At 64.1% G+C, this 24,491-nt stretch carries 21 protein-coding genes; 6 read left to right on the top strand and 15 right to left on the bottom strand.

The window, feature by feature from the left end:
- Nucleotides 1-12: 12 nt before the first annotated feature.
- Both H0194_RS04290 and H0194_RS04295 read left to right on the top strand, forming a co-directional pair.
- Nucleotides 13-558: a GNAT family N-acetyltransferase gene (locus H0194_RS04290; protein WP_185176581.1), complete on the top strand. Its 546-nt coding sequence runs from the start codon at nt 13-15 to the stop codon at nt 556-558.
- A gap of 14 nt (nt 559-572) precedes the next feature.
- A complete protein-coding gene (locus tag H0194_RS04295; protein WP_185176884.1) occupies nt 573-1,316 on the top strand; it encodes an NADPH-dependent oxidoreductase in 744 nt (247 codons plus the stop codon).
- Here the strand turns inward: H0194_RS04295 and purT are convergent.
- Together purT and H0194_RS04305 are read right to left on the bottom strand one after the other, a co-directional pair.
- Nucleotides 1,282-2,550, bottom strand: coding sequence for a formate-dependent phosphoribosylglycinamide formyltransferase (purT, locus tag H0194_RS04300; protein WP_425486460.1), 1,269 nt, complete (start codon nt 2,548-2,550; stop codon nt 1,282-1,284). The two genes, H0194_RS04295 and purT, sit on opposite strands and share 35 nt — an antisense overlap.
- Nucleotides 2,551-2,589: 39 nt before the next feature.
- Entirely contained in the window at nt 2,590-3,879 is a 1,290-nt protein-coding gene (locus H0194_RS04305) for an adenylosuccinate synthase (protein WP_185176582.1), read from the bottom strand.
- 468 nt (nt 3,880-4,347) lie between these two features.
- Here H0194_RS04305 and H0194_RS04310 point away from each other — a divergent pair, with 468 nt between their 5' ends.
- Nucleotides 4,348-5,214 (top strand): hypothetical protein, encoded by an 867-nt coding sequence (locus tag H0194_RS04310; RefSeq protein WP_185176583.1) that lies wholly within the window; start codon nt 4,348-4,350, stop codon nt 5,212-5,214.
- A 20-nt stretch (nt 5,215-5,234) separates the two neighbouring features.
- Here the strand turns inward: H0194_RS04310 and H0194_RS04315 are convergent, their stop codons facing one another.
- The 10 genes from H0194_RS04315 to clpB all read right to left on the bottom strand — a co-directional run bounded on the left by H0194_RS04315 (nt 5,235) and on the right by clpB (nt 17,301).
- Entirely contained in the window at nt 5,235-6,410 is a 1,176-nt protein-coding gene (locus H0194_RS04315) for an FUSC family protein (protein WP_185176584.1), read from the bottom strand.
- 165 nt (nt 6,411-6,575) lie between these two features.
- Nucleotides 6,576-6,710 carry a hypothetical protein gene (locus H0194_RS11060; RefSeq protein ID WP_281382573.1) on the bottom strand — a complete coding sequence of 45 codons (135 nt, stop codon included), beginning with the start codon at nt 6,708-6,710 and terminating at the stop codon, nt 6,576-6,578.
- Between the two features lie 223 nt (nt 6,711-6,933).
- A complete protein-coding gene (gene fbaA, locus H0194_RS04320) occupies nt 6,934-7,968 on the bottom strand; it encodes a class II fructose-bisphosphate aldolase (RefSeq protein WP_185176585.1) in 1,035 nt (344 codons plus the stop codon).
- Between the two features lie 243 nt (nt 7,969-8,211).
- Complete coding sequence (locus H0194_RS04325) at nt 8,212-9,102, bottom strand: chymotrypsin family serine protease (RefSeq protein ID WP_185176586.1); 891 nt, start codon at nt 9,100-9,102, stop codon at nt 8,212-8,214.
- 692 nt (nt 9,103-9,794) lie between these two features.
- Entirely contained in the window at nt 9,795-10,979 is a 1,185-nt protein-coding gene (locus tag H0194_RS04330; RefSeq protein WP_185176587.1) for a glycoside hydrolase family 76 protein, read from the bottom strand.
- A gap of 62 nt (nt 10,980-11,041) precedes the next feature.
- Complete coding sequence (locus H0194_RS04335) at nt 11,042-11,734, bottom strand: TrmH family RNA methyltransferase (RefSeq protein ID WP_185176588.1); 693 nt, start codon at nt 11,732-11,734, stop codon at nt 11,042-11,044.
- Nucleotides 11,727-12,284: an orotate phosphoribosyltransferase gene (pyrE, locus tag H0194_RS04340; protein ID WP_185176589.1), complete on the bottom strand. Its 558-nt coding sequence runs from the start codon at nt 12,282-12,284 to the stop codon at nt 11,727-11,729. The genes H0194_RS04335 and pyrE overlap by 8 nt, the downstream gene beginning before the upstream one ends.
- Nucleotides 12,284-13,768, bottom strand: a complete 1,485-nt coding sequence (locus H0194_RS04345; protein WP_185176590.1) for a hypothetical protein — start codon at nt 13,766-13,768, stop codon at nt 12,284-12,286. The genes pyrE and H0194_RS04345 overlap by 1 nt, the downstream gene beginning before the upstream one ends.
- Nucleotides 13,769-13,806: 38 nt before the next feature.
- Nucleotides 13,807-14,634 carry a sulfurtransferase gene (locus tag H0194_RS04350; RefSeq protein ID WP_185176591.1) on the bottom strand — a complete coding sequence of 276 codons (828 nt, stop codon included), beginning with the start codon at nt 14,632-14,634 and terminating at the stop codon, nt 13,807-13,809.
- Between the two features lie 111 nt (nt 14,635-14,745).
- Nucleotides 14,746-17,301 carry an ATP-dependent chaperone ClpB gene (gene clpB, locus H0194_RS04355; protein ID WP_185176592.1) on the bottom strand — a complete coding sequence of 852 codons (2,556 nt, stop codon included), beginning with the start codon at nt 17,299-17,301 and terminating at the stop codon, nt 14,746-14,748.
- A gap of 194 nt (nt 17,302-17,495) precedes the next feature.
- Here clpB and H0194_RS04360 point away from each other — a divergent pair, with 194 nt between their 5' ends.
- Complete coding sequence (locus tag H0194_RS04360; RefSeq protein WP_246389068.1) at nt 17,496-20,048, top strand: DEAD/DEAH box helicase; 2,553 nt, start codon at nt 17,496-17,498, stop codon at nt 20,046-20,048.
- A 91-nt stretch (nt 20,049-20,139) separates the two neighbouring features.
- Here the strand turns inward: H0194_RS04360 and H0194_RS04365 are convergent, their stop codons facing one another.
- Nucleotides 20,140-20,517 carry an MmcQ/YjbR family DNA-binding protein gene (locus H0194_RS04365; RefSeq protein WP_185176593.1) on the bottom strand — a complete coding sequence of 126 codons (378 nt, stop codon included), beginning with the start codon at nt 20,515-20,517 and terminating at the stop codon, nt 20,140-20,142.
- A gap of 11 nt (nt 20,518-20,528) precedes the next feature.
- On the bottom strand, nt 20,529-21,887 hold the full coding sequence (locus H0194_RS04370; RefSeq protein ID WP_185176594.1) for a sodium/glutamate symporter: 1,359 nt from the start codon (nt 21,885-21,887) through the stop codon (nt 20,529-20,531).
- Between the two features lie 255 nt (nt 21,888-22,142).
- Here H0194_RS04370 and H0194_RS04375 point away from each other — a divergent pair, with 255 nt between their 5' ends.
- Both H0194_RS04375 and H0194_RS04380 read left to right on the top strand, forming a co-directional pair.
- Nucleotides 22,143-23,330: a 2-polyprenylphenol hydroxylase gene (locus H0194_RS04375; protein WP_185176595.1), complete on the top strand. Its 1,188-nt coding sequence runs from the start codon at nt 22,143-22,145 to the stop codon at nt 23,328-23,330.
- Nucleotides 23,315-23,563, top strand: coding sequence for a carboxymuconolactone decarboxylase family protein (locus tag H0194_RS04380; RefSeq protein WP_185176596.1), 249 nt, complete (start codon nt 23,315-23,317; stop codon nt 23,561-23,563). The genes H0194_RS04375 and H0194_RS04380 overlap by 16 nt, the downstream gene beginning before the upstream one ends.
- 3 nt (nt 23,564-23,566) lie before the next feature.
- Here H0194_RS04380 and H0194_RS04385 read toward each other — a convergent pair whose 3' ends face one another.
- Nucleotides 23,567-24,400 carry a nitrilase-related carbon-nitrogen hydrolase gene (locus H0194_RS04385; protein WP_185176597.1) on the bottom strand — a complete coding sequence of 278 codons (834 nt, stop codon included), beginning with the start codon at nt 24,398-24,400 and terminating at the stop codon, nt 23,567-23,569.
- Nucleotides 24,401-24,491 lie beyond the last annotated feature (91 nt).

The raw sequence follows: 24,491 nt of genomic DNA on the forward strand, positions 1-24,491 counted from the left end.
TACAGTGGTGGCATGACCTATCGCATTCAGGAAGCCACCCTGGCGGACCTTTCTCCACTCGACGTCCACGCGCTGTACAAGCTGCGCGTGGACGTCTTCGTGCATGAGCAGCAAGTCCCCTACGCCGAAATCGATGACGTCGACGCCGCCTCGTCCACCACCCAGTTCCTGTTGTGGGAGGACTCCCCCGCGGCCGACAACGCCGACGGCAAAGCCGCCACCCGCCTGGCGGGCACGCTGCGCCTATTCCCCTCCTCGCTGGCGCTGCCGCCGGTGGTCTCCGGCACGACCACGGTGAGTGCCTCGGAGGTCGTCTCGCAGCTCGGCCGCTACTGCTTCGCGCCCGATTACCGCGGCACCGGGGCGGCGGCCTACCTCCTCGAGCACGCCATTGAACGCTGCCGCGAGCAGCACCCGGACCGCGCCCTCTATCTCACCGCGCAGGCCCCGCTCGTGCCCTATTACAAGAAGTTCGGCTTCATTCCCAGCGGCGCGATGTTCGAGGAAGAGAACCAGCCCCACCAGCCCATGTTCCTGCGCCCACAACGTGCGAAGTAGCGAAAGAAATGACCATGAACGACACCATCTCCACCCAACTCAACCACCGCACCATCCGGGAATTTACCGACGAGGCGGTACCGCACGAGGTCCTGGAGCAGCTTTTCGACGTCGTGATGCGCACCCCCTCCTCACTCGGCATGCAGGGCGCGTCCATCATCCACGTCACCGATCGGGAGCTGCAGCGCCGCTTCGCCGAGGTGGGAAATCAGGAATACGTGGGCCGCGCGCCCGTCTACCTGCTCTACATCGTGGACCTACATCGCGCGGCCAAGGTTCTGGAGGAGGCGGGCCGCCCCACAGAACCGGCCGGCTACCCCCGCAACTTCATCGCCGGGTTTACGGATGCCTGCCTCATGGCGCAGAACATCTGCGTGGCCGCGGAGTCTCTGGGGCTCGGCGTGAACTACCTGGGCAATGTGCATAACGATGCCCAGGCTTTCATCGACGCCTTGAACCTTCCATCGTTGACGTTCCCCGTCGTCGGTATGACCCTGGGATACCCGAACCAGGAACCCCAGCTCAAACCCCGGATGCCGCGGGAGCTGCGCGTGTTTGAAAACGGCTACGCCGAGCCGGAGAACTGGACGGCAGCCTTGGCGAACTACGACGCCGAGATGACCACGTACTACGACCTGCGCGACGCCAACCGCCGCGTGGACAGCTTTACGAGGCAAATCCTAGGCAAGTTCGCCGGGGAACAAGACCGCCGCGATCAGACCATTAGCCTTGCCCGCGCGCAGGGGTTTGATCTGTAGCTCGATCCGCAGACTGCGTGTCGACGACCGCGATGCTCGAGGCGGCCAGCGCCGCGCGGTCCCGGGCTTCCTCGACGTTCTCCGCCGTGGCCACCACGAGGCCCATGCGACGACCGGCGTAGGCGCCGGGCTTGCCGAATAGGCGGACATCCGTCTCCGCGTAGCGCATCGCCTCGGCGACGCCGGTGTAGCCCACCTGCTCAATCTCCTCGTCCGCATGCAGCACCACGGCCGCGCCCGGGGAGGTCAGAGTGACGTCGATGGGGTAGCCCAAGATAGCGCGCGCGTGCAGATCGAACTCGGAGAAGCGCTGTGTATGGTGGGTCAACATGCCGGCATCCGACGGGCGCGGGGACACTGACGAGAAGTACACATCCTCCCCCGCCACGAAGAGCTCGACACCGTAGACTCCGCGGCCGCCCAGCTCGTTGGTGATGCGCGCGGCGACCGAGCGCGCGTTATCCAGAGCACGCTCATTCATGGCCAACGGCTGCCAGCTCTCCACGAGGTCGCCGTTGTCGTGGCGGTGGCCGATGGGCTCGGAGAACCACGTCGCCAACTCCCCGGTGGCCGGGTCGATGGAGCGCACCACCAGCATGGTGACCTCGAAGTCGAAGTCCACGAAGCGTTCCGCCGTCACCCGCTCCGCGTCGGAGCCGATGCGGCGTACTCGGTTCCATGCCAGTTCGATGTCAGACTCGTCGCGCACGATCATGTGCCCCTTGCCGGAGGTGGACTGATCAGGCTTAATCACGCACGGGTAGCCCAGCTCAGCAACCGCCTCGCGCAGCTCGTCGACGGAATGGGCAAACTTGTACGCGGTCGTCGGCAAGCCCAACTTGTCCGACGCTACGGCGCGGGTGGACTCGCGATCCTTCGTGGTCTCGCACGCGTGCGCGGTGGGCACAACCACGGCGGACGTCTGTTCCTCTAGGGTCCGCAATGCCCCCACCGCGACTGTCTCCACTTCGGGTACGACGAAGTGTGGCCGAATCTCTTCCGCCAGCTTGAGTACCGCCGCGTCATCATTGATGTCCGCGATGTAGGCGCGGTGCGCGATCTGCAACGCCGGGGCACCCTCGTAGCGGTCCACCGCGTGCACCTCAAGGCCGAGATTCTGGAACGCCACGGCGAGGTCGCGGCCCAACTCGCCCGCTCCCAGTAACAACACCTTAGTTGCGTTCGGGGTCAGCGGGGTGCCGATGGTGGGCACTGTGGACTTCACGGTGGAGATGTCAGTCAAAGCGTTACTCTCTCTCGTTGCTGGAGGCGGTTAGCCCGCCAGGACGTCGTGTCGCACGATAGTCTGGTCGCGGCCCGGGCCCACACCGATGTACGACATGCGGCAACCGGACAGTTCCTCCAAGCGCAGCACGTAGTCCTGGGCCTTCTGCGGGAGTTCCTCAAAGGTGCGGCAGCCGGAGATGTCTTCTTCCCACGCGGGCATGGTCTCGAAGATGGGCTCGGCGTGGTGGAAATCGGACTGGGTCATCGGCATCTCATCACATCGCTTGCCGTCCACGTCGTAGGCCACACAGATGGGGATCTCCCCAATGCCGGTGAGCACGTCGAGCTTGGTGAGGAAGTAATCGGTGAAACCGTTGACGCGGGTGGCGTACCGCGCGATAACGGAGTCGTACCAGCCGCAGCGGCGTTTGCGCCCGGTGTTCACGCCGATCTCGCCGCCGGTGGTCTGCAGGTACTCACCCCATTTGTCAAAGAGCTCCGTGGGGAACGGGCCCGCGCCCACGCGGGTGGTGTAGGCCTTGATGATGCCCAACGAGACGTCGATACGCGTCGGCCCAATGCCGGAGCCCACGCAGGCGCCGCCCGCGGTCGGGTTAGACGACGTCACGAAGGGGTAGGTGCCGTGGTCGACGTCGAGCATGGTGGCCTGGCCGCCCTCCATGAGGACGCGCTTGCCCTCATCGAGTGCCTTGTTGAGCTCGTACTCCGCATTAATCACCATGGGCTCCAGGCGATCCCGATAGGACAGGAAGTAGTCCACCATCTCGTCAGCGACGATGGCTTTGCGGTTGTACATCTTGACCAGCATCTGGTTCTTCACGTCCAGCGCGGACTCGATCTTCTGGCGCAGGATGGACTCATCGAAGATGTCTTGCACACGCAGGCCCACGCGCGCCACCTTGTCCGCGTAGGTCGGGCCGATGCCGCGACCGGTAGTGCCGATGGCGCGCTTGCCCAGGAAACGCTCCTGCACGCGGTCCAGGGTCTGGTGGTACGGCGCCACCAGGTGCGCGTTGGCGGAAATTTTCAGGCGTGAGGCGTCCGCGCCGCGGGCGACGAGGCCGTCGACTTCCTCGAAGAGAGCCTCGAGGTTGATCACTGCACCGTTGCCCAGGATGGGCGTGGCGGTCTCCGAGAGCACGCCGGCGGGCAGCAACTTGAGCTCGTACTTCTCGCCGCCGACGACGACGGTATGGCCGGCGTTGTTGCCGCCGTTAGGCTTCACCACGTAGTCCACCTGGCCGCCCAGGATGTCTGTTGCTTTGCCTTTGCCTTCATCGCCCCACTGGGCGCCAACGATCACGATTGCGGTCACGGTTGCAGTTCTCTTCCTGGCCCCTTAAACATCCGGGCCTGCCACTGGGCATGTTTACGCACCCATACTACTACCCCGACTGCCCCGATCCTCCCGCGCACGCCCTGCCCCGTCTGCGCGGCATGGTTCGCGCGAGTTCGGCCGGTGGAAATCGACACGTTCGCCCCTTGCATCCAAACACCAGGAGCAACAAGAGTTAATCTAGGTGCGGAAACCCCCACTGACTAGGAAAAACGGAATGAATGGCATAGAAAACTAAGTTTATGTTCACCTATTGCGAAATTTAGTTGACGTGCACTACATTAAAACGTGAAACAACCTGTCAAGAGGTTAATTTTTCAGAAAACTGCAGTTCATGCAATCTATAAGAAATTCTTTGTTCCGATTAGTTTTCCTCAGAGAACGCTGCGATAATCAATATCTGGCCCCTGTACCCAGCAGCTTATTAAGCCGAAAGACAGCGACACGATGCACATCTTGGTCCTCCTGTGCGGCGACGATGCCGTAACGGCACTCGATGCCGGCACTCGTCAACGCTTGGACACTTCCGACTTCAACGTCGCCTACCACGAACTCCCCGCGCTCCCGAAGCGAAAGGACCTCGCGGTGCTTGACGATGCCGCGAAGTACATCCTCCCGGTGGACACCACCCCATCTCTCGACGAGATCGCTGCCCGGCCCGACGTGGAGCACATGGGTTCGCCCGCCCCCGCCCCGCAAAAGCCGCAGGAGCCCTTGCGATTTATCGTCGTCGGCGACGACGCTGCCCTCTCCGCCGTGATGACGCGCATGATGCGTGGCGATTACCTGTGGGCCGAACTCGCTTACCTTCCGACCGAACCGCGTTCCCACGCGGCCCGCAGCTGGGGCATCCCGGAAGAACCCGACGCTGCGTGGGATCTAGCCATTCGGGGAGCCGCACAACCCACCCCTACCCTGCGCACGGATGCGGGCATTGCTGTCGCCGGTTCCGCCACCATCGAGGACGCCGAGGAGCGCCACTTCTACGGCGAGATCATCGTCGACGACGCCGTCCTCAGCCGTGGTGACTGCACCTTTGGCGCCCGCCTCGCCCCCATGCTAGACGCCCCCGGCGTCGCCGCGGTCACCCTCGAGGAATACCGCCCAACCCTGCTGAAGCAGATCCTGCGCCCCTTCTTAAAGAGCAAGCCAAAGCACCGACCCAACCCGGACACGCTGCTCACCGGCCGCGCAGTCCAGGCCGGCGGCGACAGCATCCTCGTCAACGTCGACGGTGTTCCCGCCAAGCGCCCCGTCAACCGCGTGACGTTCTACCGCCACCTGCGCGACCTACAGGCCGTGCGCCCCGCCTAACGCGAGCGCCTCACACACGACTAAGCCTCTTCTTCCCACACTTCCGGCGGATAGGCCGGCGTGGTGGATGTCGGCCGCAGCGTGGCCACCGCAGATTCGCGGGACATGCCGCACACCATTAACAAGTCAACAATGATGGACCGCGACTGCGCCAAGATGGAATATGCCGACAAAATCTCGTGGCCCTCGACCACGTCCGTACCGGCCCGCGCTCCCAGCTCCCGCAGCGCGTGTACAAGCTCCGGAATTTCTTCCGCCTCGTTGAGCTTGGTTTTCACTTCGTAGACATCTGCCAATCGGTGCGCGATGTCCGACAGCTCCTCGATGATCGCAATCTGTTCCTCGGACACCGAATCCCCGTCCTCAACAAGGACTAGGGCTCTGCGCGCCATGACGCGTACGTTGCGGGTGCAATTGTCCACCGGCAATAGGATGCGCTCCAAGGAGCGCACGTTGCGTTGCGACGTCCACATCAACGGCGAGATCTCTGCGGCCTCCCGCCCGGACTTGGTGGCGGCCAACATCGCGTTGATGTCCGACTGCGTTCCGGACACCGCCTTGCGGGCATCGGCGATGCCCGCTGCGTCGCCCTTCCGCATGCCCTCGGCGACGTCCTGAAGAACAGACGACGCAACACCTAAGACCTTGTGCACTTCGCGGCGCGCCTCCTTCAGTGGCGACGAGGGAATGAGCGCGATCGCGAGTAACGCCACGGTGGAACCGATAAGCGCATCAATCATGCGGTCCGGGCCGCCGACCTCGGCGCCCGGCGGCAGGATGGTGGCGATGAGCACTGCGCCGATCACCACCTGGTTGGCCACTAACACCGACGGCGTGAGCAGCGAGCTAATAATCAACCCCAGCCCAATGAGCACCGGTATCTGCCACGATCCGCTGCCGAGCAGCATCACCAGCGACTCGCCGAAGCCGACTCCCAGCACTCCACCGATGGCCATCTCCATGGCGCGCCGCATGCGGTCACCGCCGGACATGCCCAATACGATGACCACAGACATGGGCGCAAAGAACGGCTGGTGGTGCCCAACCACCTCGCGGGCGAACCAGTACGCGAAGCCAGCGCCCACCGTTGCCTGTGCAATGTAGACAAACCGGCTACTCAATCTTTCCCACCGCGCATGCAACGAGCGATCAATCCCCACCAACCGCTGCCGCGTCGTGAGCTTTTCCTTTGCCATGCCCCCAACAATAGTCCCAACCCGGACATGGCCACCGCCACAGCCACAACACAACAAAAGAGGGGCCTGCCTCCCCTCTCAGGGAAAGCAGCCCCCCTTTCACTGTCTGGTCATTGCGTACCTACCAGCTGCAACCTGCAGACATCACACACCAACCATCAGCAACTAGGCGCCGCGGCGACGCAACACCAACACCGCACCCAGCAACATCAGCGCAAACGCCAACCCAACCAGACCCAGCACCGACGCAACATTATTAGCCAACACACCAGCATCTGCACCAGCAGCACCCTCAGTCACCTGAATGTTGTTGTCACCCTGGTGCTCAATGTAGGTATCACCAGCCGGCTTCTCACCATGAAGTGCCCCGAGTTTTGTTCCTAGGCATCTGCCTTGATTTCCATTATTTCTTGACTGTGGTGTTGTTCCCAAAATTCGTGCCCCTGTAACGGGATCAAAAAAGGGGGCCCGAAGGCCCCTTGGGTTCGTTCGCCGCGCGGTGGGGCGCGGCGTGGGTGGTGGGTTACTTAGATACAGACTTGCCCACGGAGTGCAGATCCTGGCATGCCTCGATGACGCGCTCGGACATGGACTGCTCCGCCTTCTTCATGTAGGAGCGTGGGTCATAGACCTTCTTGTTGCCCACCTCGCCGTCGACCTTGAGGACGCCGTTGTAGTTTTCAAACATGTGGGAAACCACCGGGCGGGTGAAGGCGTACTGGGTATCGGTGTCCACGTTCATCTTGATGACGCCGTAACGCAGGGCCTCCTCAATCTTCTCCTTCTCGGAGCCGGAGCCGCCGTGGAAGACGAAGTCGAAGGCCAGCGCGTCGTCGGCAAGCCCCAGCTTCTCACGAGCAACCTTCTGGCCCTCCAGGAGAACCTCCGGACGCAGCTTCACATTGCCCGGCTTGTATACGCCGTGCACGTTACCGAAGGTAGCGGCCAGCAGGTAACGGCCGTGCTCACCAGTACCCAGGGCGTCGATGGTCTTCTCGAAGTCAGCAGGGGTGGTGTAAAGGTTGGCGCCGGCCTTGGCCTCCACGCCGTCCTCCTCGCCGCCGACGACGCCGATCTCGACCTCGAGGATGATGTTCGCGGCCTTCGCCTTGGCCAGCAACTCCTGAGCGATCTCCAAGTTCTCGTCAATCTCGATGGCCGAGCCATCCCACATGTGGGACTGGAACAGCGGCAGCTCTCCGCGGTCCACGCGCTCCTGGGAGATAGCCATCAACGGGCGCACGTAGTCATCCAGGACTTCCTTCTGGCAGTGGTCGGTGTGCAGCGCAACGTTAATGCCGTAGTGCTTCGCAGCCTCGTGCGCGAAGGCCGCCAGAGCCTGCGCGCCGGCCACCTTATTCTTCACAGCCAGGCCGGAACCGAACTCCGCACCGCCCGTGGAGAACTGGATGATGCCATCGGACTCAGCCTCAGCAAAGCCTTTCAGTGCGGCGTTGATGGTTTCAGAGGAGGTGCAGTTGATGGCCGGGAACGCGAAGCCGTTCTTCTTCGCGGTATCCAGCATGGCGTTGTAGACCTCAGGGGTTGCAATAGGCATGTGAATCCTTCCGATGCTCAAGTAAGTAGGGCGCGGTATTCGCACCCCCTAGTATGCCTGGAAATGGACAACGCGGGGCGTGGAATTTACCACATGGGGGGGACTCGTGGTGCGGAGTTTCGCACCACGTCGACAAGCGAAATAGGAAAGCCCCCACTCCCGCCGCGGCCGGTCAAGGACGGTGAGTGTGGGGACTTGGTCAATGGGGGACGTTGCCCGCCAGTGGCGGGCCGCGACCTAGCTCTAAATGCTGGCGCCGGTCTGGTTCTGGATACGGTCCAGAGGCTGCACGGCCAGGGTGGCGGAGCTGCTGTAGCCGCCTTCCAAGATACCCAGTGGGTGCAGCTGGCCGTCCTTCACAGCGAACACGGTTCCGCCGGAGTCACCGTTGGTGGCCTTGCCGTAGAAGACAACGCGGCCCGACGGGGCGACGTGGCTGAACTTGCCGCAGGACAGGCCAGAGACCTGACCAAGCTTGCAGATGGCATCGGCGTTGGCAGCCTCATCGGCGTCCATGACGCGGGAGGAGAAAGAAACGTTATCTACAGGCAGGTCAGACTGCACGTTCTTGGTGGTCTCCAGCTTGATGAGCGCCCAGTCCTCGTCGGCGGTGTTCACAGACTTCACAATGTTGCCCAGCTTGGTCCACGTACCCGCGGAGTTACGGTAACCGAAAGTGGTGCCCACCTCGCCGCAATGCCCCGCAGTAAGGACGTGGTCCACACCGGCCTGCTCAACAATGTAGCCAACGGAGCACGTCTTGCCTGCCTGCGTCACAATCTTGCCGCCCGGGACAACCTTGCCCGGGGAGGACAGGAAGGACCAGGACGCGGAGTCGGAGTAGTTGTCTTCGCCAGAGAGCTTGCTCAGCTTATCTACGGGAAGGGAGGAATACAGCGGCATGGAATCGGCTGCCACCGACAGGCTCTTGGTCGCGTCAGCGATGGCGACGGAGACCGGGGAGGTGGCCTTGGTGGTGGTCGTTGTGGACACGGTGTCGTACTCGGACGGGTCAAAAACTGGGCGAGCACCGCCGGAGGAAGAGAATGCAGCGGCGTTAACACTGCCGAGCGAGATGGTGGCAGCCACTGCGAGTGCCGCAGAGACGATTGACGTGAAGGAGATGGAGCGCATGGTGACCGGCCTTGGGGTGAGAGTGGAGTGATTCGATGGGGTGTTTGGTGCCTCGTTTTCGTGTTTGCGTCACGTGAGGACGGAGGCGTTTTACCTGCTCGCTTGATGCATATTCACCATATTTCACCGGTTTTCAGCTAAGCAACACCTTATCCATTCTCAGATATGTGTCACGTCAACAACCTTGAAAAACCGCAGATAGGAACCTTTCTAAGTGGGCAAATAAGTTTTCCTTGCCCGGCAATAGAGTCTGAAAGCTAAGGACTCTGAGCCAGCCTTTAGAAATAGCCCCGAGTTGCATAACTTCCATTATTTTGCATAAATTTACTAGCCCAAACCACCCCCAGACAGGGTTAATTCATAAGGAAATCTTAGCGAACAGCGGAAATTCGGATGTTTGGATCGCGAAATGACTCACCCCCACAACTTTTCCTTAAAGAGTTTTCCCCCGAACCCAAGCGCCGAAAGTGCTGGCAGCCTTGTTGACGCGTCCCCCAAATTGCTTTCGGCGCCCGATTTCCGCAGTGCACTTAAGGCCAACTCTCAGCTTTCGCGAAGGATTCATCCTAAGAATAACTCAAGACTTTCAGGCCACTTATCCCCATCACCACAGGTAGAGGCATTTTAAACAACAAAAAGGACCCGCGCTAAGGCGCGGATCCTCAGGAAGAGTGGCTGCTTTATTTCTAGGACTACTTGTCGCGGGCAACTCGCGCTGCCGACTCAATGAGCATCCACCCAGACAGCTGCACCGAAAGATCACGCTCGGCGATGCGGATGATACCGACCTTCTCCCCCAGCGTTGCCGGGCCGAGGCCGTAGGAGTGCGGCAAGCAGGCGTCACTGGTCCAGTCCGTGGCGAAGACTGGTAGGCCATCCACCTCCAAGCGGTGGCTCCACACCGACTCCGCGCTAGCCAGAACCATACGCGCGGCCAGCTTTCGGGTGGCGCGGTTGGCCGGGGAATCATCAGGCAGGTGCACCGCCACGTCAGCAAGGTAGCGAGCCAGGATGCCCTTGAACAAGCCGCCATCACCGTCACCGGTGTCCCAGTCAATAACGCCCGCGGGCGTGGCCAAGTGCGTGGCCACCGCGTGCACCAGTCCGCGGATGCGCGTGATGTAGCGCATCGACTCATCCAGGCGTTCCGCGTCCTGCACCGACTCGATCTTCTCGTCCGCACCCATGCCCGCGCGGCGGCGCAGCTCGAGCGCGATCTCCAGGCAAGCGCCTAAGACCACGCCCTGGCAATACGGGTGAATGTCCCGCACAATCTCCGGGCCGTGCATCCGCATGCGCTGGCCGTCCATGATGAGGCCTTCGTCGTTGACGAGATGATCATAGATCCAGTCCACGATGTGAATCGCGCTCTCCAGCTCGCCGCGGCGGGCCTGCATGATGGCCACCGGACCGTTGGAGGGGACGTTGAAGAACGTCTCCCCCACGCGCCACGGAAAAACGCCCGTGACCTCGTCGGCCCCCTCCGCGATGTTGGCTTGGAGTGTGGCCAGCTGTTTGGCGCGCGGCACCTTCTTCAGCTTCGCGGCGCGATCCATGGCGAGCGCCAACCAGGCCTTGTCGTCGTAGTACTTGTTGTTCTTCAGCTTGCCCAGCTGGCGGATGGCAATGCCGCGCTGCGTGCGCGCGATCATCTGGCGGCGGTATTTGGTGGACTTGCGCAACGCAGCGTCCACGAGGCAGTCCAGGTAATGCGCCTGCCACCAGTAGTGCCAGTGCACCAACAGGCGCTCCTTGGTGGTGGGAGGCCAGCTCACCACGGCAATATTCGTGCCGGGGATGCCCCACAGGCGGGAGGCATGCCGATCATTAATCGCAGTCTCAGCGAGTTCGGCGCGATGCGCCCACATCTCTTCCACGATCGATCACCACCAATACTGGCTCGTTGTACCTTGCACCTGTGCGATCCTACTGAAGTTGCCTACCACGCGTACGTAAAATCGGCGTGCTGTCTGATCCAGGCGTGCATGGCGATGCCCGCTGCCACCCCGGCGTTGATCGACCGGGTGGAGCCGAATTGGGCGATGGAACATGTCATCGTCGCCGCCTCCTGGGCCGCGGCGGTGACGCCGGGGCCTTCCTGGCCGAACAACAACAGGCAACGCCGCGGCAGCTTTGCGGTCTCCAGGGGCACAGACCCCGGGGTGTTGTCGATGGCCACCACCGTCAGGTCGTTCTCCGTAGCCCAGGCGAGGAGCTTGCCGACGTCCTCATGGTGGCGCAGGTGCTGATACCTATCGGTCACCATGGCGCCGCGGCGGTTCCACCGGCGCCGGCCCACGATGTGCACGGTGTCCACAGCAAAAGCGTTAGCGGTGCGCACGACGGTGCCGATGTTCGCGTCGTTGTCGAAGTTCTCGATCGCGATGTGTAGCTGGTGGCGGCGGGAGTCGATGTCCGCGACGATGGCCTCGCGCTTCCAATAGCGGTAGGCATCGACCACGTTGCGGCGGTCGCCCTCGGCAAGCAGGACCGGGTCCAAGCGTTCATCGGCCGGCAGCGGCTCGCCGGGGTGTTCTTCTGCCCACGGACCCACGCCGTGGCGCCCCTCTCCCCACTCTGTGGGGCCGGGCACGGCCGCAGCGGGATCGGGTGAGCTCGGTTGCTTAGGCAAGTCCAAGATCCTCCAGGCCCAGCAGGTAGCGGTACTCGAGACCCTCGGCGGCGATCACGTCGGCGGCGCCGGTGGCGCGGTCCACGACGGTAGCCACACCCACGACCTCAGCCCCGGCCTCGCGCAACGCGGCCACCGCGGTGAGCGGCGAGTTGCCCGTGGTGGTGGTGTCCTCAACCACCAACACGCGCTTGCCCACCACATCGGCGCCCTCGATGCGGCGCTGCATGCCGTGCTTCTTGGCCTCCTTGCGCACGACGAAGGCGTCGATAGCGCGGCCGTCGGAATGCATGACGGAGGTGGCCACCGGGTCCGCGCCCAGGGTCAGGCCACCCACGGCCGCGAAGTCCCAGTCCGCTGTCAGCTCGCGCAGGAGCTGGCCAATCAGCGGGCTGGCCTCGTGATGCAGCGTGGCGCGGCGCAGATCCACGTAGTAGTCCGCCTCTTTGCCCGAGGACAAGGTCACCTTGCCGTGGACGACGGCCAGCTCCTTGACCAGTTCCGCCAAGCGCGCCAGCATCTCTTCATTGAGGTGTGCGTGAGTGCTCATTACTGCTTATTCCCTTCGTTCGGGTTCTTCTGTGAGGACTGGTGGGGCGTGGAGTCCCCGGCTTCGTCGTCGAAATCGAAGCTCATGATGTCACCGTAGCGCTCGATGAGGTCGTCGAAGATGGTGGACCTCTTAGTCAGGTTGCGCGGCACACGCGGGGTGGAGTCATCCACTTGCGGGCGCTCGTTGCCGTCCGCGATGGCGTCCACCTCGTCGCCGCCCAGCGGACGCTGCTCCATCTCACCGTGGGCCACGGGAACCTTGCGGCTCGGCAGCACCGAGGGCTCATCCGGTCGTTTAACCGGCGGGGTGTCCGCGCCGTCAGTACTGTCGGCACTGTCGGCGCCGGCTGTGCCGGTAGCGCTATCGGCGGCACGGGACTCGGTGCCACCCACGACACGCAGGCCGACCGCTGCCGCCGGGGCCTTGGCGGGCATGTCGCGGGAGGGGTCGGCGTCCTCAAACCGCAAGGCCTGCGCCGCGGAAGACCGCGGCGGTAACACACGCGAGGCGTCGGCAAGCATGGCCAACGGTGCCCGGGTGGCCTCCCAGTGGTGCGGGCGGGAGTGCTGTTCGTACTGCGCCAGCACCCAGTCGGACTCAATCCACACCGCGGTGACCTCGGCGGGCATGTCCTCCAACGCGGTCTCGACGCGCACGTCCACCATGCGCTGCGCCACCGCCACATCGGTGGCGAAAGCCGTGAACCCGGCCACCTCCACCGCCTGAAGGAGATCCTCAGAGGGGAGCTCGGCCTCCAGCTCGGCGCGGCGGAAATCCACCACCTCGTCCGTAGCGGCGCCGGTACGCATGGCCATGACGTTGACGCCGCCGAGATCCATCACCAGCATCTCGTGGCCGTACGCGGAACCGGACACAATGTCCTTGGGCGTCGCGCCCGTGGAGGCGGCGCCGCGGAACCATTCGTCCTCCAGGTAGGAATCGGTCGGCGCGAAATCAAAGCCCTGCTCCTCAGCCCACTCGCGGCGCAAGCGCTTCATCGTTCCCGGCAAGTGCAGGCTCGACAGCGGGTTGCGCGAACGCGCAGCCCGGCGCGGCGTTGCCTGGGCCGGCTGGACCGGTTGGGAAGCGTCGCTACGCGATGGCTCCGCGTGCTCCTCTGTTTCTCCAGACTCTTGTGCGGGGAACGTCTCCCAGGTCGGTTCCGGGCCGCGCTGCGCCTGGCTCACAGTCGAGTCCGAGGGGGACGTAGGCGCGTCGTCCGGCGTGGGCTCGGCCGTCAAGGAAGCCGCCGGAGCTGCCTCCGGGTCGGTGGCGGGCGCGACGTCGTAGTCCGTCTTGTCCTCCGGGTCCTCGAGGACCGGCTGGCTGTAGCGCTCAGATTCTGCGGAGTTTGTGCTCTCCGTGGACGTCGCGGAGTCTGCGGCTTCCACGGCGCGCTTGTCTTGGCGCGCGGCGAGGATCAACAAGACCACGGCGAGTGCCGCCGCAACCAACGAAATAATGAGAAGTGTAAGAGCCATCGAGAATAGACTTTAGTCGCCCGACGGTGAGACGCTACTTACGCCCGCTCTACCGGATTGTCCGGGTTCGCCGACCACTGGGACCAACCACCCACAAAGTGCGCGGCGCCGGTGAGACCCACCATCTCCATCGCGGCGAGTGCTTGCGCGGAGTGGTTACCCGAACCGGAATAGACAATAACGCCCTCACCAGTGGTGACACCGGCGTGTGCGAAGATGTCGCGGATCTCCTCCGGGGTCTTGAACGTGCGATCCGGGTTGAGCAGCTCACGCTCGGGGACGTTGATGGCGCCCGGGATGTGGCCGGCCTTGAGGTCCAAGATCTCGCGCAGCCCGGCAAAGCGGTTGGGTTCGCGGGTGTCCACGAGCAAGCCATCGTGCGCCTTGACGTCCTCGATGGTGGCCACCCGGGCACTGCCAGCGTTGACCTCCACGTCGCACCCCACGGCGATGTTGCCGGGGCCCACGAGCGTCGGAAAGCCCTCCGCGCGGTAGCGCGCCAGGCCGCCGTCCACGATGCGGACGTTGTCCACGCCCGCCCACTTCAGAATCCACCACGCGCGGGCAGCGAGCAGGCCACGGCCTTCGTCGTAGACCACGATGTCGCGGCCCTTCTTCAGGCCCCACAGCTCGAACCACTTCTGGAGCTGTTCCGGATCCGGGAGGGGGTTACGTCCCACGGTCGAACCCGGGATGCCAGCGAGCGCCGCGGCGGCGTCGCAGAAGCGCGCGGTCGGGATATGGAGCGAACGGAACTGTCCCTCGCCCGCACCTTCGTGTGGTTCCCAGTGCGATGCCAGCAGAGTGAACGGTTGACCAGTATGAATGTCATCGTGAAGTTGCTGAGGAGAGATGAGGATGCTCATGCCTCCCGATAATAGGCGGGACCGCGACGCCGTGCCCGGTACGCTGTGACGCGTGAGACAACAACATTTCCCCGCGCTGGTCATCGACGCGGGGAAATATCGGGAGCGAGACTAAGCCGAGAGGATCTCCAGCTCCTCGCCGGACTCATCCACGTGCACGGAGACGTTCTGGCCCTCGCGGACGTCGCCGGCAAGTACCTTCTTAGCCAGCTTGTCACCGATGGCCTGCTGGATCAGTCGGCGCAGCGGGCGGGCGCCGTAGGCCGGGTCGTAACCGCGCTCGGCTAGCCAGGCCTTGGCGTCCGCATCCACGTCCAGTGTGAGACGCTTGGCTGCGAGGCGCTCGCGGAGGCTCTCCAACTGGACGTCGACGATGCCCTCCAGCAGCTCCTGGGACAGCGGGTCAAAGATGACCACGTCGTCCAAGCGGTTAATGAACTCCGGCTTGAACGCGGACTTCACCGCCGCCATCATTTCCTCGCGGGTGCCGCCAGCGCCCAGGTTGGAGGTCAAGATGATGACCGTATTGCGGAAGTCCACCGTGCGGCCTTGGCCGTCGGTCAGCCTGCCCTCGTCCAACACCTGGAGCAGGACGTCGAAGACGTCCGGGTGGGCCTTCTCCACCTCGTCGAAGAGCACCAGGGTGTACGGGCGGCGGCGGACCGCCTCCGTGAGCTGGCCGCCGGCCTCGTGGCCCACGTAGCCCGGAGGGGCACCGACCAGGCGGGAAACGGAATGCTTCTCGCCGTACTCGGACATGTCAATGCGCACCATGGCCGTCTCATCGTCAAACAGGAACTCCGCGGTGGCCTTGGCCAGCTCCGTCTTGCCCACGCCGGTCGGGCCGAGGAACAGGAAGGAGCCGGTCGGGCGGTTCGGATCCGCGATGCCCGCTCGCGAGCGGCGCACCGCGTCCGAGACGGCCGTGACCGCGTCTTTTTGACCGATGACGCGCTGGCCCAGGATGGACTCCATGTTGAGCAGCTTCTCAGTCTCGCCCTGCAGCATCTTGCCGGCCGGGATACCAGTCCACGCGGAGACGACCTCGGCGATGGTGTCCGGGGTGACCTCCTCGCTCAGCATCGCTCCCTGCTGCTCGTTGGCCCTGGCCTCGGCCTCTTCCACCTGCTTCTCCAGCTCCGGGATGCGACCATAGCGCAGCTCGGAGGCCTTCTCGTAGTCGCCGTCACGCTCAGCAATCTCGGCGTCGCGGCGCAGGTTCTCCAGCTCCTCCTTGGCGTTCTGGACGTCGTCGATGACTTTCTTCTCGTTCATCCAGCGCGCCTTGAGCTCGCCGAGCTTCTCGCGTTCATCCGCCAGCTCCTGCTGAAGGCGGCTCAGGCGATCGTGGGACGCCGCGTCCGACTCCTTCTTCAGGGCCAGTTCCTCGATCTCCATGCGGCGCACGGCGCGCTCCAGCTCGTCGATCTCCTGCGGCGAGGAGTCAATCTCCATGCGCAGGCGCGAACCGGCCTCGTCCACCAGGTCGATGGCCTTGTCTGGGAGGAAGCGGTTGGTGATGTAGCGGTGCGACAGCTCCGCCGCGGACACCAGCGCGGAGTCTTGGATGCGCACGCCGTGGTGCACCTCGTAGCGCTCCTTCAGGCCACGCAGGATGCCGATGGTGTCTTCCACAGACGGCTCGGCGGCGTAGACCTGCTGGAAGCGGCGCTCCAGGGCAGCGTCCTTCTCGATGTACTTGCGGTACTCGTCCAGCGTGGTGGCACCGACCAGGCGCAGTTCACCGCGGGCGAGCATGGGCTTAATCATGTTGCCCGCGTCCATGGAGCCCTCACCGGAGGCACCGGCGCCGACGATGGTGTGCAGCTCGTCGATAAAGGTGATGATCTGCCCGTCGGAGGCCTTGATCTCATCCAGCACGGACTTGAGGCGCTCCTCGAACTCGCCGCGGTACTTCGCACCCGCGACCAGGGAACCCAGGTCCAGGCTCAGCAAAGTCTTACCCTTGAGCGACTCCGGAACGTCGCCGGCAACGATGCGGCGGGCCAAGCCCTCCACGATGGCGGTCTTACCCACGCCGGGCTCACCGATGAGCACCGGGTTGTTCTTGGTCCGGCGCGAGAGCACCTGGACGACGCGGCGAATCTCCTGATCGCGGCCGATAACCGGGTCAATCTTGCCCTCGCGGGCTCGGGCAGTGAGATCGGTGGCGTACTTTTCTAATGCCTGGAACTGCTCCTCCGGGTTCTCCGAGGTGACCTTTGCAGCGCCGCGCACGGACGGGAAAGCGCCCTCGATAACGTCAGCGGAGGCGCCGCGTCCGGTCAACAGCTCCGCGGCATCGGTCTTGGAACCGGCAATCGCGGCGAGCAGCACCTCGGTGGACACGTAATCATCGCCCAGCTTGCCCGCGAGCTCCTGGGCGTTAGTAAGAACGTTCAGGCCGTCGCGGTTGAAGTTGGGATTGGCCATATTCTGCCCCTCGGCCTTGGGGTAGGAGTCCACGAGTTCGCGGGCCTCCTTGAGCACGGTCTCCGGCGCCACGCCGGTGGCCTTGAGCACCGGGGCAGCGATGCCGTCCTCCTGGGACAAGATGGCTACGAGCAAGTGCGCCGGGCGGATATCCGGATTGCCATTCGACGACGCCATCTGCAGCGCCTGCTGCAGAGCTTCCTGCGTCTTGGTGGTGGGGTTGAAGGAACTCATGTTGTCGTTATGCCTTTCGTACTACAGAGGTAGGAGTTATAAATTGTCGCTGCCTCGCATTGTAGGCGCTTCACTCTTCATAACGCACGAGAAGTTGAGTGTGTTCCACTCAAGGCAAAAATTCTCGAAAAATTTTTGAGTCGAGCACGCTCAACTTGGGTTCGCGGGTGCGGGCCCTGCTCTACAGTAGAGGCGTGACTATCACCCCCTTTGAGCTTGAGCAGCTCATCACGCGGATTAACGCGGCGGCGGCGCGCTACGCCGCGACGGTAGAACTGCTACAGCGCGTCGAGGCGGGCGGCACCCCGCCGGTGCTGTTCAGTACCGACGACACCACGGCCTATGCGTTCACCCCCGGCACGGACACGGCCGCCTACGTCCACTCGCTGCAGCCGGTGGTCACCGACGCGATGCGCAGCGACCTCGCACTCGTGTCGTTCCCCTCCCCCGTCCAGCTAGAACAGATGTGGGCCCAGGCCCGCAAAGTGCCCAAGTATTCGGGGCTGGGCAAGCTGTTTCGCTCCCGTCCGGTCGAGGGCGAACAGGTGGTGGACTGGGCCCGGGGCCTGAATCCGGAGGGAGTCATGCTGCTGTGTGACGGGATCGTCGACACGCTCACCGGAACCCCATTACCCACCGCGGAGATCTCCACGGACCTGCAACGCCGCACCGGGCGCGCCGTCACATGGACCACAGGCGCCGCCCTGGAAGGGCACCGCCGCGCCGTGGACCTGGTGCAACGCGCGCGGGCGACGGAAGAAACTCTCCGCGGCCGCATCGCAGCGGAGAGGCTCACGCTCTGCGAGCGCCAGGCCGCCGGGCAGTACGCCACAACCTCCGTGTCAGTGCTGGAGACGATCACCTCCGCGCGGATACGCCTGGGCGCCCTCGAAGGCATGAGCCTGCCGGACATCGCCACCGCCACCCCGGCGCAGCTCATGCGACGCGACGGCGTGGGCGAGAAGACCGCCACCCAAGCCATCGCGGCCGCGCGTGCCTACTGGAACGACCTGGTGGACGAGCAAACGCCACGCATCGACTACACCGACAAGACGCGCTGCACCCCGTACGTGGTGGCGCTGGCGACGCTGCTGGCCTACCGCGACGAACTGGGCGCCCTGCCCGAGGTGCCCGCGGCGGCGCTGCCGCCCGTGGCCGCGCATGTCCCGGTCGCGCTGGCCAGCGAGGGGGCTTTTGAGTTCCTGCGCGTGGAGGATCTGCCGTTCCTGCCGGAGGTCAAAACCATTAGCGCCGACGAAGCGTGGAGCATGTACGCGGTGCGCGCCGCGGATTTCCACGCGCTTGCCGACGACCGCGAGTCCCACACCGGCGACCTCCCCGAGGACGTCGTGGAGCGCATTGCCCAACTGCGGTTGCGTGGGCAGGTCAAGGCGAGCTTGCGTGGCTACCAGGCCTTCGGCGCGAAGTTCGCTATCGCACAAAAGAAGGTGCTCATCGGCGATGAGATGGGCCTGGGCAAAACCATGCAGGCACTCGCCGCGATGGTGCACGTTGCTGAGGAACAGGCGGCGTCGGAAAGCCTCTGCCACGCCTTAGTGGTGTGCCCGCCGAGCCTGCGGCTGAACTGGCGGCGCGAAGTGGAAAAATTCACCGACTTCGAGGTCTTTGTCATCCACGGCGCGGCCAAAGATGCAGAATACGCGGCCTGGGTCGAACGTGGCGGCGTGGCGATCGTGGGCTACCCCGAGGTACGCAAGAACCCCCTGTTTACCTCCCCGGAGGAATACGTGGAGATCCTGGTGGTGGACGAGGCACACCGCGTGAAGAACGAGGTCTCCCAACAATCCCGCGCCGTGAAAGTCATGACGGAGATCGCTGGAAACGTCATCTACTTGACCGGCACCCCGCTGGAGAACAAAGTGGCGGAATTCCAGACGCTGATTAAATATCTCGCGCCGGAGATTGCTACGGATACACAGCGGGTCTCGGAATTTAAGAAGCGCATCGCGCCGGTGTACCTGCGGCGCAACCAATCGCAAGTGCTGGCGGAGTTGCCCGCGCTGGTGGAGACGCAGGAGTGGGTCGAGCCCGCGGCGGGCGAACACGATCGCTACCGCGACGCGGTGCAGCGCGGACACTTCATGGACATGCGGTGCGCCTACGCGCAGCCGGGATCGGCAAAGCTGGAGCGCCTGGCGGAGATTCTTGACGATGCCGCGGCGGACGGCGGCAAGACCATCGTGTTCACCTTCTTCCGCAGCGTGCTAGAGGCAGTCATGGCCCAGGCCGCGCAGCAAGGGCTGGAGGTATTCGGCCCGGTGGCCGGCGGGGTGAGCCCCGAGGAGCGGCAGAAGCTGGTGGACAACTTCAGCACGGCAGCTGGCGGCGCCGTGCTGGTCTGCCAGGTCATCGCGGCGGGCGAAGGTCTGAACATTCAGGCGGCCAACCGCGTGGTGTTCATGGAGCCGCAGCTCAACCCGGCGAAGGAGGCGCAGGCCATCGCGCGGGCGTACCGGATGGGGCAGATCCGGACGGTGGAGGTGCACCGGCTGTTCACCCCGGATGCGGTGGACGAGCAGCTGGTCAAGCGCTTGGAGGCCAAGCGGGAGCTGTTTGACCACTACGCCCGCGAGTCCGTGGCCGCCGAGGCGCCGGAGGCGGTGGACGTGTCCGAGCAGCAACTCATCGATGACGTCATTGCCGCCGAGCAGTCCCGCCTGCAACCCGCGCCGACGCTGGTTCCTGAGTCGGACGAGGCTGTGGGTGACGCCACCGGAAATGCCTAATGTTCCTTTTCGCTAGTAATGCCGAGATTTGCTTACCGTTTTCGTGTAGACAAAACGGATCATTAGTAGCGAACTGCGCTAATAATGGCTCCTAGAGCCCGAAGGTGGCCGGGTCCACCGGTCGCCGGGCGCGCGGGAGGCCCGCGACCACGGCGCAGTAAGCATCCACGAGCAAGCCGCGCACGAGCTGCGGCTCCACGTCCGTGTCGGGGAGCACGCTGGACCAGTGCCGCTTGTTCATGTGATAGCCCTCCGTGATGCCTACAAACTTCTTGCGCAGCAGCGCCGCGTCCTCGGGGGCGACTTTTAAGACGAGCTCGCGGTGCGCGGGGGCGTCGACAAGCATGGCGAACATCTTGCCGCGCACCTTCCACACGTGGTACTCGGGCGAAAACGGCTGCGAGACCTGGGCAGCGGGGAGCTGCGCGCAGGTCTCACGAGTCAAAGCGGTGAGGCTGGAATAGTCCATGCCTTAGGAGATTAGACGTGGCCGATGCCTCGCTTGAAGATCGTGCCGCGGGCCGGAAGCCAGCCGCCAAACTTGGCCATAAAGAAGATGACAATAGCCAGGAGCGTCGCGGCCCAGCCCAGGCCGACCATGAAGCCTGCCAGCACCGCAATCGGGGCAAGGACAGTCATGCCCACCTCGAACGGGCCGAAACCAACGTAGGCCACGCCGTACTCGGACAGCGTTCCGGACTCCAGCTTCGGGTCCACGATCTTAAGGATGGCGATGCCGGTGGCCACGGTGGCCGTAGCCCAGCCCCAGCCGAAGATGCCGCGCTCGATCCAGCGCTCGCCGAAGAACACGGCCGGGAAGTACATGAGGAAGAACGTGCAGTAGATGGTGCCCAACACGAACAGGATGAGCAGTGGCACCCAGTAGGACGCGATGGCGGACGGCGTGATGGCGGCAATACCGAAGGCGATGAGGTAATCCGTGGAGGCGCCCGAGACGGCGGACATGGTGTCCTTGTCTAGGAAGTCCTCGGCGCCGACGGCGTTCATGACGGCGCGGAATACCAGGCCAACGATGAGGGACATTGCGAAGAGCGGGACGGAGACGTCCGGGAACTGGTTGGAGATCGCCTCATTAATGAGGTACGCGGTGGCCACCGTCAAGACGATGAAACCCAGGTGCAGCGCCAGCGGTTCGATGGAGGACGGGTTGGTAGTGGCCTTGCCCAGCGATGGGCGGTCGCCAAGGTTCTTGATGTAGCCGCGGCGCAGCTCCTCCGGGAGCTCGCTTGGGACGTGGCTGACCTTGCCGCGACGGATGCCCCAGTTACCCGCGATGATGCCGCCCACGATGGCGGCCACGGTACCCACCGTGGCGGAGGTGAAGCCCAGAGACTGTGCTGCCTCAGCGCCGGCGTCTTCCAGCGCGCCGCCCACAGCGGCGGCGGTGCCGAAGCCGCCAGTGAAGCCCACCGGCAGCATCATGCCGAACCAGTTCGGGGTGTCAAAGACCGGCTGGAGGAAGTACAGGCCGATGAGGATGAACAGGCCCCACTGACCTAGGAACATCACCGTGGAATAGGCCCACATGCGGCGCGCGCCAGATTTGACGCTACCGGTCATCTGCATGGAGTACGCCATGGAAGCAAAGACCATGGCGATGAGGATAGTGGTGTAGCTGCCCAGGTTGTCAGAGAAGTTGACGATGCCGAGGACTTCCGGGCCGAGGAGCAGACCGAGGAGGCCTGCGGTGACGGGGGCAGGCAGCAGGAGTTGCTGGAACACGATCCGGACGTGGTTACGAAGGATACTACCTATGACCAGCAGTAACGAGATAAAACCCACGTCCAACATCAAGGTATTGGCGCTAAATTCTTCCATGCCTTCAATATTCCTTTGCTTGTAATTGGATCAACCACGGTTTGGTCGCCGGAAACCGTCCCGGCGGAAGGACCCACTCCTTAGGATGATGACGAAAATGAAACCTCACATACTGTAGCGGGTACTGGGTGAGGTATCACATACAACTCCTAAGCTAATACCCCCATCACTTCTCGCACACTATGGCATTGCCCACAACAGGCGCAGTGAACTGGGATAACGCGCACCCTCTCCAGTTGGGTAAGATCGACGCCTATGAACAACAGCCCACGGAACCTTCCCGAGTTGGCCGCTTTGCTGCGCGCCGAGGGGCCGCGGTTGCGGGATATCACCCACGAGCACCTCTACTCCCAGGTCTGGGAGGCTCGGCAGTCCTTCCCCTTCCGGATGGATGCCACGCACGTGGATTTAGCCCCTGCGCTGGCCTGGGTTTTCGAACGCACCCCGATGTCGGGCACACTGCAGTCCGCTACTCGACGCCGCCTGGCGGAGCTCGGCCGCAGCCACCGGCGCCACGGCTTTCCGGCGCACGTGTACCCGATGTTCGCGGCGAGCCTCGAGGCCGGGCTGGAGATTTTTGATCTCACTCCTCGTGTCCACGCCGCCGCTGTCAAGACGATTAAGGCCGTGTGCGACACCATGGCCCAGGCTGCCACGGAGGCGGATCAGCAGGGCGTTCCCCCGGCGCATTCCGGTGAGGTTGTGGCCGTAGAGCACCCCAACCGCTTCACCACGGTGGTCAAGCTCGAGACCGGCATGCCCGTAGACTATGCCGCGGGCGATGCCCTGCCGGTGACCTGCGATCTATTACCAGGCAAGTGGGTTCTGTTGACTCCAGCGGTGCCCAGCGACGATTTCGGCCAGCTGGAATTCCATATTCACAATTGCGGGGACAACTCGCACCTGTTGTCCACCACCCGGGTTGGCGACCGCTGGATCCTGGGCAACCCGCGCCCCGGCCTCCTTCCCGACGCCGCGGACACCGACCGCGTCATCATCGCCTTCGGTACGGGTTGGGCCGCGGCGAAGGCCTGGCTGCTGGATCTGGTCAATTCCACCACGGCGCAGGGACACCAGGAGCCTCCGGCCGCGACGTGCGTGTACGTGGTGGCGGACTCGCCGGGCCTGCTCTACGACACCGAGTTCCAAACGAACCTGGATACGCTCGCGCCTTGGCTCAACCTGCAGCACATCGTCCGCCGCGCCGACGACGACCGGTGGCTCCGGGCCCAGCCGCTGTCTGCCACCGCGCGCCCCTTGGTCAGCGATGACCCCATCGCTACCGTGGTGGACGACGGCCCGTGGTTCGAGTTCGACATGGTCCTGGTGGGCGCTCCGGAGGACGTGACAGCCGGGGCGGATCAGCTCCGGGAGGTCGGCTTCCCAGCCGCGGATATCCAGGCCTATCCCTGGGCTGTCCCGGAGCAATGGCCGACACTCTAGCCGCTGCACGCAGGTTGGCGGAGGGTGTGTATTCGGATGTCGAGCGCGCGGGACTGGAAATCGCCGAGGCTGTCACGCTGGTGGCCGACGGCAATCTGCCTGACGAGGACTACGAGCGCCTTCGCGAGACCCTGGGCGCCGACGTGCTCGCGGTGTTCCTCATGGGCTGCATCAATATGAACGTGTTCAACCGCATCCACTTGTTCTCCCGCACCGTGGTGGGTGAGCCCTAAACCCTAGAACTCCACGCTGCCCGCGACCACGGGCAGGCTGCGGCGAGTTTTCTCCACGATCTCGAGGCCGAGATCCCAGTACAGGATCTCCGGTTCGTAGCCGGCCTCCGCTTCTCGACGTCCATTGGGCGCGACCACGCACGAGTGCCCCGCGCCGGTGGGCCCGGAGGGCTCCCCAGCCTTCGCGTTGCCGCCGGGGCGGGCCTGGCCGGCCGCGACGATGTAGCAGCCCGAGTCCAGCGCGCGGGCGGCGGTGAGGATGCGCCACTGCTCTACTTTGCCGGGGCCATCCGCCCAGCTGGTGGGCACCACGATGACCTGCGCGCCGCGCCGCGCGAGCTCCTTGAACTGCTCGGGGAAGCGGATGTCGTAGCACGTGGCTACGCCCACGGTCAGTTCTTCGTCGCCGTCGCGGACTGAAAACGTCACCAGGTCCGTGCCGGGGCGCACGGTGTCGGACTCGCGGTAATCAAAAGCGTCGTAGGTGTGGATCTTGTCGTAGCCCAGGTGCTGCCCGCCGCCGGTGATGAGGGCGGTGTTGTAGACCCGGTTAATTTTTTTGCCGTTTTTATCCACAACGTCCGCGGGACGGAACGTGCCCGCCACAACCACCACTCCCAGCTGCTGGGCGAGGGCCTGAATACCGGCCGCGAAGGGGCCGTCCAGCTCGCGTGCCTGGGTGTCCAAGCGACCGGCGGAAAAGGCCTGTGACGTGGCCTCCGGCAGCACGATGAGGCGCGCTCCCCCGGCTGCTGCGGCACGGATCTGGGCGCTGGCGGCGGCGAGGTTCTCGGACACGTCGGCGCCGGTGGTCATTTGCACTGCTGCTACCTTCATACCCCTTGAGTGTAACGGCGATCTCACCCGCGCGGGCGAAGTTATCCACAGGCTCGCCTCGCACCCCTGGTGCCCAGCGGCGCGCCCCGCG

It is taken from the genome of Corynebacterium incognita (genome assembly GCF_014217255.1).
Lineage (GTDB): Bacteria > Actinomycetota > Actinomycetes > Mycobacteriales > Mycobacteriaceae > Corynebacterium > Corynebacterium incognitum.

Bases quoted from the DNA above. Each gene is read 5' to 3' on its own strand.
- H0194_RS04290 (WP_185176581.1), top strand. From the start codon at position 13: ATGACCTATCGCATTCAGGAAGCCACCCTGGCGGACCTTTCTCCACTC.
- H0194_RS04295 (WP_185176884.1), top strand. From the start codon at position 573: ATGAACGACACCATCTCCACCCAACTCAACCACCGCACCATCCGGGAA.
- H0194_RS04310 (WP_185176583.1), top strand. From the start codon at position 4,348: ATGCACATCTTGGTCCTCCTGTGCGGCGACGATGCCGTAACGGCACTC.
- H0194_RS04315 (WP_185176584.1), bottom strand. From the start codon at position 6,410: ATGGCAAAGGAAAAGCTCACGACGCGGCAGCGGTTGGTGGGGATTGAT.
- fbaA (WP_185176585.1), bottom strand. From the start codon at position 7,968: ATGCCTATTGCAACCCCTGAGGTCTACAACGCCATGCTGGATACCGCG.
- H0194_RS04325 (WP_185176586.1), bottom strand. From the start codon at position 9,102: ATGCGCTCCATCTCCTTCACGTCAATCGTCTCTGCGGCACTCGCAGTG.
- pyrE (WP_185176589.1), bottom strand. From the start codon at position 12,284: ATGAGCACTCACGCACACCTCAATGAAGAGATGCTGGCGCGCTTGGCG.
- H0194_RS04345 (WP_185176590.1), bottom strand. From the start codon at position 13,768: ATGGCTCTTACACTTCTCATTATTTCGTTGGTTGCGGCGGCACTCGCC.
- H0194_RS04350 (WP_185176591.1), bottom strand. From the start codon at position 14,634: ATGAGCATCCTCATCTCTCCTCAGCAACTTCACGATGACATTCATACT.
- clpB (WP_185176592.1), bottom strand. From the start codon at position 17,301: ATGAGTTCCTTCAACCCCACCACCAAGACGCAGGAAGCTCTGCAGCAG.
- H0194_RS04365 (WP_185176593.1), bottom strand. From the start codon at position 20,517: ATGGACTATTCCAGCCTCACCGCTTTGACTCGTGAGACCTGCGCGCAG.
- H0194_RS04370 (WP_185176594.1), bottom strand. From the start codon at position 21,887: ATGGAAGAATTTAGCGCCAATACCTTGATGTTGGACGTGGGTTTTATC.
- H0194_RS04375 (WP_185176595.1), top strand. From the start codon at position 22,143: ATGAACAACAGCCCACGGAACCTTCCCGAGTTGGCCGCTTTGCTGCGC.
- H0194_RS04380 (WP_185176596.1), top strand. From the start codon at position 23,315: ATGGCCGACACTCTAGCCGCTGCACGCAGGTTGGCGGAGGGTGTGTAT.
- H0194_RS04385 (WP_185176597.1), bottom strand. From the start codon at position 24,400: ATGAAGGTAGCAGCAGTGCAAATGACCACCGGCGCCGACGTGTCCGAG.